The following is a 13280-nucleotide window of genomic DNA, read 5'->3' as shown; positions in this document are numbered from 1 at the left end:
TTATCAGCTGCCAAAAATAAAAGAAATTTCTGCTTTATTTTAAAAAGCCTGCGGAAATGCTTTGCGGTAAAATTATTTTGGCATTAATCTAACAGCATATTTCCTGTGTTTCAATCATTTGTTTGTAATTTTCATGTCACAAAATGGTTTTTATGAAGAAAATACCCGTAATAATCTTTGCTGCCCTTTTCACTTTAAGTGCCTGCAATACGCCCAAAAATACTTCCGCTACTACTACTGCAGGTGCCGATGCCGGAAATATGGAACTTTCAGGCGCATGGGAACTGGATTTTGTACCAAATCCTTCCGGAACCTTTGAGGAATTATATTCCGGCAAAAAACCCAATATTAGTTTTAATGAAAAAGAAGGTACTTACAGCGGCCATTCATCTTGTAATTCTTTCCGTGGCAAATTGGAAAAGGACAAAGATGCTATCAGCTTCAAAGGCGATATGATGATGACGAAAATGGCTTGTATGGGTGATGGCGAAAAGATATTTCTTGAAAACCTTAAAAAGATCAATCATTACTCCATTTCAAAAGACGGCAACGAATTAACCTTTATTCAGGGCGATATAGTTTTGATGCACTTTCACAAAATGGCTCAATAATTCAACACAAAAAGCATGGCCAGGCAATTTTTGCTAAAACGGGAAACCCTTATTTCTGCAGATATCCATGCTGCATGGGCTTTCTTTTCCAATCCCGAAAACCTTGCAAAACTTTCACCTGAATACCTCCATTTTCAAATCATTCATTGCCCTGAAACAAAGGAAGTTTACACTGGCATGAAGATTGAATATAAAGTCAGTCCTCTTATGAAGATTCCCATGAAATGGGAAAGCCTTATTCAGGATGTAATTCCGCTCAGGCAATTTAAAGATATTCAGACCAAAGGTCCATACAAGGTTTGGGAACATACGCACCTTTTTGAATCAACAGAAAATGGTGTGCTGATGAAAGATAATATCCTGTATGAAATGCCTTTCGGATTTCTGGGTAATTGGGCTAACCGTTTATTTGTAGCAAAGCAATTAAATGAACTTTTCGATTACCGTACAGAAAAGATAAAAATGCTTTTCCCTTAGTTCCCGGTATCTGTTCCGTAAATCTTTACAAGTATTGCGTACAATTCCGGATGGTGCGATTCAAGAAAATGTGGCTTCTGGAAAAAATATTCCGAGATAACGGCAAAGAATTCCGCCTCATTTGTACCAGCGTACGGATTTATATCCGAATCGTTATTACGTATATCATGAATGGCTTCGTGCATGTATTTAATCCACGGCGTTATCATGTCTTTAGGAATGAGGTATTCAGGAATGCCATCCGTAGAACCGTCTGCTTTATCCAGTAAATGTACAAACTCATGAATGCCCGTATTACCGGGACGTTCTGTTTCAAATCCGGCTCTCAGCGCAGGCAGTGAAAGCACCATCATACGGTGCATGGCTCCGTCGCCCACCATGCCCAAAACATTTCTCTCCTCATCTTTCACATCAAAGTCTTTTGTGAATGTTCCGGGATAAATAAGCACTTCATTTAAGTTATTATAAGTCCAGTCTTTGAAATGAAAAATAGGAATAATGGCACTTGAAGCCACGTACAACTTGTCTAAGTTCGATATTTCAACATTATCAACAGGCGTAATTACGGTAGTGTCCAGAAAATGCTGCACTCTCTGCCTGAAGATAGATTGCTCGTTTTCATTCAGCTGTTGGTAGAAAGAAACATGTTCCTTCAGATCTGTATCCATTTCATCAACCGGAATCTGACGTTCCGCCAATACTATTTCTTTCTTCTTCCTTCTTTTGATGAAAAGTATAAGCAATAGTAAAAAGATAATCAGTAGTACAGGTTTCATAATAAATTTGAAGATTGAAATGTATGAAGGCAAATGTAAATGTAGCTAAAACAAAACAGATGTTATTGTACGCAACTATTTCAATTCTTTATTGTTTATTTTGTTCCTGAAAATACTTTCATTATGTGGATAGAACAAAACAATAAATTATACCGCTCGTTCGAGTTTAATAATTTCAAAGACGCATTTGACTTTATGACTAAAGTGGCAACAGTTGCCGAAAAGATGAATCATCATCCTACATGGACCAATACCTATAATAAAGTTGAAATATGGCTTTCCACGCATGATGCAGGCGATGTCATTACACAGCTTGATGAAGATATGGCTGATGCTATAGACAAGCTGTAAATCTTTTTATAAGATGAAGTTGCTGCCGGAAGATATGATCAAACAACTTCCGGCAATTTATGGAAGTGCAATTTTTTCGATTACGCCTCTGTAAGAAATGCCCTCTCTTTGTAAAAAGTTGACGCTTAAATCTGCTTTGCCTTCTTTGTAAATACTGAAGGTAATATTCATTATATCATTTGAACTTTTCAATTGGTATTTAATGACGCAGGTGCCCTTTTTATCTATCGTTTGTGTATAAGTGAAACTATTTGTTTCCAGATTCACACCACAATCTCTTGAGCCGTAATTAACGGATGTCGCCACTCCAAAATAAGGAAGCCGGCCATTCAATGTATCCTTACTGAATATCATTGTGTAATCTGGTGTCAGGTTTCTCGAAGGTCCTCTCATGGGATATACGTAAGTTGCCGTGAATTTATAAACATCGCCGGTACTCAAATCAAAAAATGCTTGCCTGGTTTTTAATGCAGTTGCGCTTTGTTGAGCGAAAGATTGGATAGGTATTCCGGCAATTATTCCGGTCAGGAAAAAGATGATTAACAAATAGTTTTTCATAGTATTTGTTGATTTATTAGAGCTTTCCGCTATATCCAAAATTATAATTTTTAAGACTTGTGTCCCTTATTTAAATTCCTATATTTTTATAATGAAATGTAAGTGCTTAATAAGAAGACTTTTAAGTAGGAATTTTAATTGAAATTAAAAGGATTTTATTGAATGAAGTGCTTTATTGTTAAGGAGTTCAGAGATAAAATGAAAAAGAGTTTATTTGTTTCATTCCCAACAATTTAGTCATTTGCCTGTAATTATAAAAACACGTAAATTACAATCAAAATCAAAGCGGAAAATGGATAATCAAACCCAAATGAAAGAAGCGACTAACAAGATACACATAGATGCATCAGTGAAGATTGGAAACTATGACATGAAATTTAAAGCAACAGGATATAAGTCAGAACATGAAAGTTTATTCTCAGTGATTATATACGACAGACTTTATGAATTGAGTGGAAAGGCTAATAATAACAATATTTTTGAATGGAAATTTACTAACGAAAATTTATTGCCTGAAGATCTCGCGAATGTTATTGGTAAAGAAATTGAGAAGTTTAAGGATGAACCGTCCTTTGCTGGCTGAGTAGATGTGTATTAAAATTAATTGCAGCCATAGTTGATTCAGCTATGGCTGTTTTTGTCATTTAAACTCCCGATTTTAAAAGCCCGCACGAAATTTATTTTGTTATTCTTCAATCAATTATTCAACAGCCGGAAAAAGTACTGGTTATTAATCATAGCCTTATTACTCTTTGCTGCTTATCAGTTCGACAACACTCCGCGGACAGATGATGAATATCTCGGCGAACAGGTTTATTGGTTGATGCACATCGGCAAAGTCAAGTCCGATTTCGGTTTCAGTAATCTCGGTTATGATGTTTATCAGAGCATCTTTCACAAATTGTTTGTGTATATAGGCTATGTTTTCAGCAAAATATTCGGACTGAATCTATACACGCTTCACGCTGTTTCCCTCTGCTTTTTTGCTGCCTTTCTTTTTGTATTCTATAAATGGATTAAATACCGTTACGCGAGCATTCATAATTTCAGGTTTTATGGAGTTTTAATATTATTACTCTTCAACCAGGATTTGCTGTATGCCGCTGCAGACTTTCGTCCTGAAGTCATGCTTATGTGTCTGGGCTTTGTTTCTTATACCATGCTGATGATGTATTTTGATAAAGGCAAAATGCTTTATCTGATACTTGCCGGTATTGCGGCGGGTCTTTGCATGTTTGCACATCTGAATGGTGTAATTTTTATCATTGCAGGCCTTGGCTTCCTGTTGTTAAAAAAAGAGTTCAAAAGCTTCTTTCTGTTTGGCATAATGGCGTGTATAGCTTTCCTCCCCTACTTTACGGATATACTGATACACGCAGACCTGAAATATTTCTGGCATCAGTTTGCACACGATCCCATTGTGTCGGAACCGCACAGTAATTGGTACAAACCATTTTTGAAATTGATAGAAGAACAAAGCAGATTTCTATATAATGAGAAACAAGTGATTCTTACAGCAATGTTGATGATAGCTTTAATCGGAAGTTATAAAAAACTGAAAGAACACAATCGTGCATTACTGCTTTATACCTTGTTATTAGTTGTTTCAATGGCATTATTGAATCCTTCTAAAACCACAAAATACATGGTGGTTTATATACCCTTTATATATCTAATTATTGTAGAAGGCTGGTATTGGCTTTCAGTTTCAGACAAAAAGAAAACCTTGTTTGTGTTTCAATTTCTATTTGTTGCTAACCTGGCTGTAAGCATTTTTTATTCCGGCAGGCAAATTATGGAAAATGCTGTAAATCTCAGTACAGGTGGCATTGTTGCAGAGAATGCTGTAATGGCTTCAAAGATTCCGACGGATGTAAAGCAGGCGAACGTGTTGTGTCCGAGAAGAATGGTTTTTAATGAGTTGGGGCAGTTCAAAAAGCTGCAGGACGTAGAAATGATTGCAAAAGATGACCTGGTAAGTTTTCTGCGTTCTTCGGATGTTGATTATCTTATTTTTTCAGAACGTGATAAGCAATATTTTGACCTGAATACACTAAGGCAAAACATGGAAAATGGCATTCAGGTTCTGGACAGCACGCAACATTATATATTAATGAAAGTTACAAGAAATTGAAGAATGCAGATCGAATTTACAATGTTCCGCCTAACCTGTCGATACCTGCTTTTGCTTTCTGATCCAAAGAAGATTTATAATCATGGTTCTTCATTGAAAGACAATTTTTGTAATAAGCTATAGCTTTATCTTTCATGCCTTGTTGTTCATATATCTGTCCTAATTCCAAAGCAGAACGCGCCGCAAAATGTTCCTGTCTGTTATATCCCATGCGAATGGCAGCATCGTAAAAAGGGATTGCTTTACTGTATTGACCGGTAAGTGTATAAATCCTTGCATAACGATAGTTGTATTCCAATCTGGAAGCTATCGTCGGAAGTGTATTACCATTTAATAATTTCAGTTGTTCCAATGAGTTATTGAAATAACCTCCATCACAAAACAATCTTGCTTTCAATAAAACAGGATGAGGAAACTCAGCGCTTTCTGCATAACGCTGTGCTTGTTTATCGGCATCTACTTCTGCACTTCCGGACGTTTTTATTTTGTTTTTATAATAAACGGCCTGTTGATTGTTACCTGTAGCCAGATAATAAAAACTCATCTTTTCATAAGTCTCTTTCACAAAAGAATTGCCGGAATAGCGGTTCAGGAATTTCTGAAAATAAGGAATACAGTCATCATCCATTCTTAATACCAATGCACTGCCCATTTGATAGTTGAAAATAGGCGTTTCCATATAATTGCTTCCCTGATTACGATTATTCAGCGTTTGCTCCGCAATAGCCGCCTTATTATCATTCAAAGCAAAATTTGTTTTCATGAATGTGTACAACAAATTATTCTTGAAATCAAGGTCGCTTTCATTCATATAAGTCCATACTGCCTTATGGTCGGACAGCAGATTATATTTCAGGTAACAATAAAAAAAGATGGCTTCTTCTCTTAATAAAGAAGCGCTTCCATCTCTGTGATTCAGAAAATCCACTACTTGTGCCACACCTTTCTTCACATCTCCTTTCATTCCAAGCAAGCTTGAAATCCATTTGTAATTATCGGGAATAGTGCCGACCAATGCCTGCTCTGCACCGAGCAATACCTGATTATTCCTGAAGGATGGAAAGAATTTCTGATTTTCTTTTAATAGTAAAAATGACTTTCTGAAACTGGTACCGGCGCTGAAATATTCATTAAAACGGATATGCACCATTGCCCATTGAAAATATAAGGCTGCCTTTGTATATCTGTACCAGGGTGTGTTTTTATCGCCTTCTTCCAATTGGTCCAGACGTACAGATAAATGTTCTTTTCTCTTAGCGAATTCCTTTGCATCTCCGTTAAATAAGAGCGTCATGCAATCATCATAATTTGCTAAAAAAACAGGAATCAGATTGTTGGGATTCTCTCTTTGCTCTGCCTGAAGCAAAGCATTACCTTCCTGAATACGTAAAGAAATAAAAGCCTGATAAGCTTCTTTGCATCTGTTGTTAAAATCAAAAACATATTTGCCTGTGTAAACGGACGCAATGCCGCGGTTGAAAGCTCCGAAGCAAAGAAGGACAGTAAAAACTATTACACAAAAGCGTTTTAAGAGGGGCATAACGCCCACAAAGATATTATAAATATGAATGCAGGATAGGTACCATATCTGTTTTCAGATAGTTTTAAGAATATGAAGATTGGAGTTATTTTGTCCTGTGAGAACTTATCTTTGCCTGTCTCCGAAATAATGCTCCCTTATGAAAATGTTGTTTAACTTCTTTACAAAAAACAAAACCAGAGCTAAAATCATTGCTGTTCTCTGGACTTTAATGATTTTCGTAGCCTGCCTTATTCCCGGAAGAGATGTGCCAAGCGTTCATTTTCCGTTGATAGACAAATGGGTGCATTTTGTAATTTTTGGTGGCTTCAGTTTTTTATGGTTAGCCGTTTTTCAAACTACCAATATCAGGAAACGTGTATTACTGTTTTTATTGGCTGTATTGACCGGCTATCTGGTTGAACTATTGCAGGGCAGCGGTATTACCTCCGGACGTTCTTATGACTTATGGGATGTATTGGCAGATAGCATCGGCGGAGCTTTAGGTGTCGGTCTTTTTTATCTGACAGAAAGAAAATACGGCAGGGAATCAATGGTTGAATAAGAATGTTCCGGCGAATTACCTTTTCAATTATTGTCGTAAAATCTTATGACAATCCCACCATCTCGCCTCTTTCAGGATCCCATATTTTCAACCTGAAACAGGCAATAATATCTCTGGGATTTAAAGAAGTAACTGTTGCAGTCTGTAGTTCCGGCAATGCTTTCATAGCTTCCGGCAACCTGTAAAAAGGAATACGTGAATTCAAATGATGAATATGATGATACCCGATATTACCCGTAACCCAAGCCCAAAATGCACTTGTCTTCATATAGCTGGAGGATTTCAATGCTGCGCCTTCATAAGCCCAGTCTTCATTTGCCTGGAAAATAACGCCCGGAAAATTATGTTGTGCATAAAACAGATAAGAGCCTAATGCATGACCAACAAGAAAAGGGAGCAAAATGCCTGCAAATGCCGATTGCCAGCCAAGGAAAATCGCAATTAAGGCAATATAAGAAGCATGAAAAACCAGTGTCAGCAAGGAATCCCAATGACGTTTCGGACTACTGACAAAAGAGCTGATGCACATACCATAAATAAACATGGAAAGATACCCGAGTCCTATTGTCAAAGGATGGCGAATCGTAAGATAAACAATACGCTCCGAACGGGTCATACTCTCAAACTTCTTCCGCGTAGCAATAGGATAAGAGCCGATGCTGGCACTGAATAGCTTGGAGTTATGATTATGATGGTAATCGTGCGAGCGTTTCCAGATGCTTTTGGGTGCGAGAATATACACACCGAATAAGGTCATTATAAAATTCGCCAACTTAGATTTCTGAAGAATGCTATGATGCAGGTAATCATGGTAAATGATAAAAAAACGGACAGACACAAATGCCTGAAAAATTCCGAAAACAATTTTCAATGCAAACCACGGTGCAAAAAAAGAACCTGCCATTGAAGCAAAAAACAACATCATAGTCGTTACAAGATGCCACCAACTTTTGCTTCTGTCTTCTTTTGCAAATGCTTTTGTTGCTAAAATGAGTTCTTTGCCTTTGCGCATCTTTTCTTTATGTACTATTTCCTGAACCGCGGGCATGTTAATTAAAATGTATCCTGCAAAGATGATGATTTTTCCTTGATTTTAGACATCTGTTCTCTTACGTTTCCATCTGCGGTGCGACCATAGCCATGTTTCAGGCTGCAGGATAATGTCTTGTTCCAACCTTCTGGTATGCATTTCCGTAATTTCTCCATCGGCAGTATTACCCGGGTTTTCCAGTAATAATTCCGCGTTCAGTTCATAAACACCACGCTTGATTTTCTTTACAAAAGCATAGACGATGGGATAGTTCATTTTCTTGGCAATGCGTTCCGTACCTAAAAACACAGGTGTATCCTGATTTAAAAACGTCATCCAATGTGCGCCTGAAACATTGCTTGGTGTCTGGTCGGCAATAAAGGCTGTAGTTGTAACTTCTTTTCTGTGTACCACCATTTCTTTGAAAGTATCTTTCATAGCTATCAATTTCGTTTTGAAACGGGTGCGCATCTTATACATCAATCCATTCAGGTATTGATTTGCAAGGGGATGATAAATTACATAAAGCTGCGAATTGATTTCAGCGCTGAAAGTATTGCCTGCCCATTCCCAGTTGCCTTGATGACCCATAACAAGAATAACACTTCTCTTTTCTGCTGCCAGTCGGGTAAACAAGGTTCTTGCATCAGGATGTAAATAGCAATGCTTCAACATGCTCTCTTTACTAATCGTCAGTGTCTTGAATATTTCCAGAAATAAATCGCAAAGATGTTTATAGAATTTCTTTGCAATCAATTGAATCTCAGCTTCTGTCTTTTCGGGAAAAGAATTGCGGAGATTCTGTAGTACCAAGGCTTTACGGTAACCAACCAATCGGTACAGAACAAAAAAGAAAAAGTTAGATAATCCGTAAAGCAACGGAAATGGCAATATGGATAATAAATAAATAAAGGGTAAGGTAATATAATAAATGACGGCTTTCAACATGAGGTTCCTGCTTTGTAATGGCTCGTTTTGGAGCGATGCAAAGTTAATGCTTTGGTATGATTTCTATTCCTTTGTGTTTATGCGGATGACCACGCCTAATCCAATCATATAATTATTGAACTGCGCAATTTTCCCGAAGCTTGGATTGCCCACATAAAAATCATAAGATGTCATGCCTTCCAAAGCAACAGAATTTGAAATTTTGTAATCCAGGTTTATAGCAGGAGCAATACGCAAAAAGATATTTTCATCAACAGTAACAGCCCGCTCTCCTTCATAAGCATTGCCATATTCGTCATACCAGGTATAAACCTCCCTTATGGAGTTATCCTTAAGGCTAAAACCACTGACACCTGCATTCATTCTGAAACTTGCCTGAAAATTATGCTCCTGCAAAAAAGTATATTCATAAAAAGCGCCAACGTTCCAATGCAGTAATGTCGGATCTCCTACAATGTAGCCGTAATCTTCGTCAATGCCTCGGCCAAGTACATCCAGATGCAACCCTACAGCACGATTGGTTCTGTAATTCATTTTCAGGCTGATGCCACCGCCAAATGCCTGTTGTTGATTGAAAGGCATGGAAAGCGCATAAAGCCCTATATTGAAAATGGGTGTATCTAATTTTGTTGTTGATGTTGAATAATCATTGTAAACCTCTTCGGTTTCATCATCTTCAATATCCTGAGTGTATGTTGTGTCGCTTTGTCCCATTGCTTTTCCAAAGAACAGAACGAATAGTGCAGATAAGAAAAGTAATTTGTTTTTCATAAAAAGGTTATTGGAGGTGAGCAATTCAAACCTTTGACTCTACTTTATAATTCGTGTTTAAAATTAATTTAAAACAGCCAAAAATACTTTCGACGAAAAAGGTTCAGGATTTAACACCTGAACCTTTTATTTTTTTCAAACTAATAGATTTGACAACTTTTGAAAAGTTATCAAATCTATGAAATGAGCTTAGTCTTCCTGATTCTTTAATTTTACCATTGTCAGAATAGTGGCAACACCAACCAATGGTTCATCACTATCATCCAGCATTTCAACCAACCATTTCACAATACCTCTTTTAATCAATGATTTCGGATTTTCAGGGTCAGGTGTAGTATCGGAAGGTAATTTTTGTTTACAGGTAAAACGAATCTGTAAATTAGTTCCTGCATAAACAGGCTTTGTAAAGCGCAATTCATCAATACCATAATTCAACAATACAGGGTTGATTTCATAGCTATCTACAAACAATCCTGCAGCAGCGCTCATAATGAAATAACCATGTGCTACCTGTTCGTCAAACATCGTTCCTTCGAAGTTTGTTTCTCTTTTATGCGCATAAAAATTGTCACCACTCAAAGCAGCAAATCTGTCTATATCTTCAGGCGTTATCAAACGCTTTTCAGTCAGTAACTGGTCGCTGACCTGAATTTCTTCATAGTATTTTCTGAATGGATGCTCTTCCAGAATATGACCTTTCGCACCTTGCTGATATACATTGGTAATAGCAGTGATAGAAGTAGGGGAACCTTGAATGGCCGTGCGTTGCATATAATGCAATACGCCACGTTTACCACCCATTTCCTCGCCACCGCCCGCACGTCCGGGGCCGCCATGTACCAACATTGGCATCGGAGAACCATGACCTGTACTTTCTTTAGCACAATCGCTGTTCAACACCAAAATACGCCCATGCATTTCAGCAGCTTCCAACACATATTCTTTGGCAATCTTATCATCCGCAGTAATAATAGAACTTACTAATGAACCTTTACCCATTTTTGACAATGTAATAGCTTCATCCAAATCAGCATAAGGCATAATGGTGCTTACCGGACCAAAAGCTTCAAGATCATGACATGCTGTATTGGTGAATGGGTTTGCATTATAGAAAATCACAGGCGGCAGGAATGCTCCGTTATATTTATCTCCCCCTTTAATTTCATAATTATTTACATCTCCGATTACAATTTCCTGTGATTTGGAAAGCTCCTGTATCTTCTCTAATACTTCCTGTTTCTGGGAAAGCCCTGCAAGAGAACCCATACGCACGCCTTCAATAGAAGGGTCGCCGATTGTAGTCGTAGCAATTCTTTTACCTAAAGCAATCCGAACATCCTCTACCATTGCTTCCGGTACGATTATACGGCGGATTGCGGTACATTTCTGCCCGGCTTTGGTTGTAATTTCCCTTACAACTTCTTTAATGAAAATATCAAATTCAGGAGCATCTGTTTTTACATCAGCGCCTAAAACAGTACAGTTCAAAGAATCGGCTTCCATGTTGAACGGAACAGCTTCATCAATTAATCTTGGATGTGCTTTCAACATCTTACCTGTTGACGCAGAACCTGTAAAAGTTACCACATCGCCATTCTGGACATGGTCTAAAATACCGCGTGCAGAACCACAAATCAATTGCAAAGAACCTTCAGGTAAGATACCCGATTCGATAATATCAGCTACCACAGCCTCGGTCAGGAAAGAGGTTAATGTCGCAGGCTTTACAATTGCCGGAACGCCCGCCATAAAGTTCACTGCAATTTTTTCCAACATCCCCCAGACAGGGAAGTTAAACGCATTGATATGAATGGCTACGCCACGTTTAGGCACCATAATATGATGACCAATAAAACTACCACGTTTAGACATGGGCGCAACATCACCATCTACATAAAAACTTTCATCCGGAAACTGACGACGTAGAGATGCATTGGCAAACAGATTCCCTATACCACCTTCAATATCCACCCAGCTATCGGAACGCGTTGCTCCGGTTAAATGACTTATTGTATAATAGTTTTCTTTACGAGCCATCAGATACATAGCCAAAGCCTTCAGCATTCTGCCACGTTCATGAAAAGTCATCTTACGTAATACAGGTCCTGCTTTGGTTCTTGCGTATTGCATCATGGATGCAAAGTCAAGTCCTTTGCTGCTTGCAGTATATATGGCTTCGCCGGTTAAGGCATTGTGTAATATTTCACCCTCACCTTCACCCGCTATCCATTGCCCGCTGGCATAATTTCTTAATTGAGAAACTGACATATTTTGGTCTTTTAATAATAAATCCGCTGAATGAAGCGTCTTTGAATTTCAGAGCTGCAATTTACTATTATAAAAATTCAAAAGAAAAAAAGGAAAGACAAATAATAAATTGCGTCCTTGTTATATAGATGTGACTTAATCAAACAAACCTTTAGGTTCTTCATGTAGTAAGGGTTTGTGCAATGATAACCCACAAACAGTATTGAATTTATCAACCAGATATGCTGTAAGCTCTGGTGATTTAGCTTCATCATGCATGTGCATGAAGAAATAAAGCTCCTTCAATCCATTCTCTTTCCAGTATTTGATGCGTTCTGCCCACTCATCAACGCGCGTGTAATCTGACGGATGCAAGCTATTACCAACAAATCTTATAAAAGCTTTAGGTATTGTAAGATACATGTGGCAGCATTCTCTATTTCCTGCGGTGTCTGTTATTACTGCGCCTAAATTTGATTGCTTTAAAAATCCGAAAAATTCCTTTCTTACTACAGCATTAATAAACCATTCAGGATGCCTGACTTCTATAAAGAAATCCATATCTGTTGGTAATGTTTTCAAATAGCTGAATAATTCTTCTTTTCTTTTCGGAGAAAAGGTTTCGCTAACCTGAATAAATATAGGGCCTAAATGCTTTTTAAAAGCAACGATATTCTTGAGGAACTCATCTGTGATAAATTCTTTGCCTTCCAGCTTTCCGAAATGAGTAACACCTTTATACATTTTCGGGCAAAATTTAAAAATTTTACCATCAGCTTTTGAGCTCCATTTCTCAATCATATCAGCGCCATAAACCTTATAGTGTGTAGCATTTAGCTCGATGCTGTTATAATGTTTGACATAATTCTCAAGAAAATCTTTCTCTTTTGTTTTAGGCGGATAAAGTGTACCAACCCATTCCGGTCTTCCCCATTTTGCACAACCCATATAGAACTGTGCAGTTTTCAATTCCTTTCCTTTCAAAACCGTTTTATTAAAATCAGGCTCTGGTGGTAAACTAAAATCTATATCACTTAATTCTTTGTCATTAACTCTTCCGAATTCCATGAGAACATCCTTATGATTGTAATCAACAAATTTACTTAATTGAATTAATAATTGTGTTTCAGAAGCATCACTTATGTGCACAAAAAAACCTTCAACTATTTAAGTTGAAGGTTTTGTAATAAATATGGCAGCTACCTACTCTCCCGGAGTTAACCAGTACCATCGGCCATGAGGGGCTTAACTTCTCTGTTCGGAATGGGAAGAGGTGAACACCCTCGGCAATAC

Annotated in this window: 14 protein-coding genes and 1 rRNA gene; 6 read left to right on the top strand and 9 right to left on the bottom strand. The window is 37.7% G+C overall.

The features are described 5' to 3' along the window. Nucleotides 1–152 precede the first annotated feature (152 nt). Together F0919_RS07430 and F0919_RS07425 are read left to right on the top strand one after the other, a co-directional pair. Nucleotides 153–611, top strand: coding sequence for an META domain-containing protein (locus F0919_RS07430; RefSeq protein WP_190277307.1), 459 nt, complete (start codon nt 153–155; stop codon nt 609–611). Nucleotides 612–626: 15 nt separating this feature from the next. After that, nucleotides 627–1088, top strand: coding sequence for an SRPBCC family protein (locus tag F0919_RS07425; RefSeq protein ID WP_150032128.1), 462 nt, complete (start codon nt 627–629; stop codon nt 1086–1088). On the opposite strand, the gene F0919_RS07420 is transcribed toward F0919_RS07425, so the two are convergent. After that, nucleotides 1085–1864: a M90 family metallopeptidase gene (locus F0919_RS07420; protein WP_150032127.1), complete on the bottom strand. Its 780-nt coding sequence runs from the start codon at nt 1862–1864 to the stop codon at nt 1085–1087. The two genes, F0919_RS07425 and F0919_RS07420, sit on opposite strands and share 4 nt — an antisense overlap. Before the next feature lie 123 nt (nt 1865–1987). Here F0919_RS07420 and F0919_RS07415 point away from each other — a divergent pair, with 123 nt between their 5' ends. Then, nucleotides 1988–2215, top strand: coding sequence for a 4a-hydroxytetrahydrobiopterin dehydratase (locus F0919_RS07415; RefSeq protein ID WP_150032126.1), 228 nt, complete (start codon nt 1988–1990; stop codon nt 2213–2215). Nucleotides 2216–2272: 57 nt separating this feature from the next. Here F0919_RS07415 and F0919_RS07410 read toward each other — a convergent pair whose 3' ends face one another. Continuing rightward, on the bottom strand, nt 2273–2773 hold the full coding sequence (locus F0919_RS07410) for a DUF4251 domain-containing protein (protein ID WP_150032125.1): 501 nt from the start codon (nt 2771–2773) through the stop codon (nt 2273–2275). 292 nt (nt 2774–3065) lie between these two features. Here F0919_RS07410 and F0919_RS07405 point away from each other — a divergent pair, with 292 nt between their 5' ends. Further along, nucleotides 3066–3356 (top strand): hypothetical protein, encoded by a 291-nt coding sequence (locus F0919_RS07405; RefSeq protein ID WP_150032124.1) that lies wholly within the window; start codon nt 3066–3068, stop codon nt 3354–3356. Nucleotides 3357–3455: 99 nt separating this feature from the next. Further along, nucleotides 3456–4907 (top strand): ArnT family glycosyltransferase, encoded by a 1452-nt coding sequence (locus F0919_RS07400; protein WP_190277306.1) that lies wholly within the window; start codon nt 3456–3458, stop codon nt 4905–4907. A 16-nt stretch (nt 4908–4923) separates the two neighbouring features. Here F0919_RS07400 and F0919_RS07395 read toward each other — a convergent pair whose 3' ends face one another. Further along, nucleotides 4924–6447, bottom strand: a complete 1524-nt coding sequence (locus tag F0919_RS07395) for a tetratricopeptide repeat protein (protein WP_150032122.1) — start codon at nt 6445–6447, stop codon at nt 4924–4926. Nucleotides 6448–6586: 139 nt separating this feature from the next. Here F0919_RS07395 and F0919_RS07390 point away from each other — a divergent pair, with 139 nt between their 5' ends. Beyond that, entirely contained in the window at nt 6587–6991 is a 405-nt protein-coding gene (locus tag F0919_RS07390; RefSeq protein ID WP_150032121.1) for a VanZ family protein, read from the top strand. Nucleotides 6992–7034: 43 nt separating this feature from the next. Here F0919_RS07390 and F0919_RS07385 read toward each other — a convergent pair whose 3' ends face one another. The 6 genes from F0919_RS07385 to rrf all read right to left on the bottom strand — a co-directional run. Continuing rightward, the gene (locus F0919_RS07385) at nt 7035–8039 is read right to left on the bottom strand and encodes a fatty acid desaturase family protein (protein WP_235903474.1); all 1005 of its coding nucleotides are present in this window, start codon (nt 8037–8039) and stop codon (nt 7035–7037) included. A gap of 45 nt (nt 8040–8084) precedes the next feature. Then, nucleotides 8085–8969: a lysophospholipid acyltransferase family protein gene (locus F0919_RS07380; RefSeq protein WP_150032120.1), complete on the bottom strand. Its 885-nt coding sequence runs from the start codon at nt 8967–8969 to the stop codon at nt 8085–8087. Nucleotides 8970–9032: 63 nt separating this feature from the next. Next, on the bottom strand, nt 9033–9740 hold the full coding sequence (locus F0919_RS07375) for a hypothetical protein (RefSeq protein ID WP_150032119.1): 708 nt from the start codon (nt 9738–9740) through the stop codon (nt 9033–9035). Nucleotides 9741–9929: 189 nt separating this feature from the next. After that, on the bottom strand, nt 9930–12008 hold the full coding sequence (gene paaZ, locus F0919_RS07370; protein ID WP_150032118.1) for a phenylacetic acid degradation bifunctional protein PaaZ: 2079 nt from the start codon (nt 12006–12008) through the stop codon (nt 9930–9932). A 135-nt stretch (nt 12009–12143) separates the two neighbouring features. Next, a complete protein-coding gene (locus F0919_RS07365) occupies nt 12144–13055 on the bottom strand; it encodes a DUF72 domain-containing protein (protein ID WP_150032117.1) in 912 nt (303 codons plus the stop codon). 122 nt (nt 13056–13177) lie between these two features. Further along, nucleotides 13178–13280 (bottom strand): 5S ribosomal RNA (gene rrf, locus F0919_RS07360); the annotation flags it as partial.

The sequence above is a fragment of the Taibaiella lutea genome, assembly GCF_008629695.1.
GTDB lineage: Bacteria > Bacteroidota > Bacteroidia > Chitinophagales > Chitinophagaceae > Taibaiella > Taibaiella lutea.
The sequence above is the reverse complement of the archived record's forward strand: the minus strand, read 5'-3'. Positions and strand labels throughout refer to the sequence as shown.

Coding starts and splice junctions, on each gene's coding strand:
- F0919_RS07395 (WP_150032122.1), bottom strand. CDS start 6,447: ATGCCCCTCTTAAAACGCTTTTGTGTAATAGTTTTTACTGTCCTTCTT.
- F0919_RS07420 (WP_150032127.1), bottom strand. CDS start 1,864: ATGAAACCTGTACTACTGATTATCTTTTTACTATTGCTTATACTTTTC.
- F0919_RS07430 (WP_190277307.1), top strand. CDS start 153: ATGAAGAAAATACCCGTAATAATCTTTGCTGCCCTTTTCACTTTAAGT.
- F0919_RS07385 (WP_235903474.1), bottom strand. CDS start 8,039: ATGCCCGCGGTTCAGGAAATAGTACATAAAGAAAAGATGCGCAAAGGC.
- F0919_RS07410 (WP_150032125.1), bottom strand. CDS start 2,773: ATGAAAAACTATTTGTTAATCATCTTTTTCCTGACCGGAATAATTGCC.
- F0919_RS07375 (WP_150032119.1), bottom strand. CDS start 9,740: ATGAAAAACAAATTACTTTTCTTATCTGCACTATTCGTTCTGTTCTTT.
- F0919_RS07365 (WP_150032117.1), bottom strand. CDS start 13,055: ATGGAATTCGGAAGAGTTAATGACAAAGAATTAAGTGATATAGATTTT.
- paaZ (WP_150032118.1), bottom strand. CDS start 12,008: ATGTCAGTTTCTCAATTAAGAAATTATGCCAGCGGGCAATGGATAGCG.
- F0919_RS07390 (WP_150032121.1), top strand. CDS start 6,587: ATGAAAATGTTGTTTAACTTCTTTACAAAAAACAAAACCAGAGCTAAA.
- F0919_RS07405 (WP_150032124.1), top strand. CDS start 3,066: ATGGATAATCAAACCCAAATGAAAGAAGCGACTAACAAGATACACATA.
- F0919_RS07425 (WP_150032128.1), top strand. CDS start 627: ATGGCCAGGCAATTTTTGCTAAAACGGGAAACCCTTATTTCTGCAGAT.
- F0919_RS07380 (WP_150032120.1), bottom strand. CDS start 8,969: ATGTTGAAAGCCGTCATTTATTATATTACCTTACCCTTTATTTATTTA.
- F0919_RS07415 (WP_150032126.1), top strand. CDS start 1,988: ATGTGGATAGAACAAAACAATAAATTATACCGCTCGTTCGAGTTTAAT.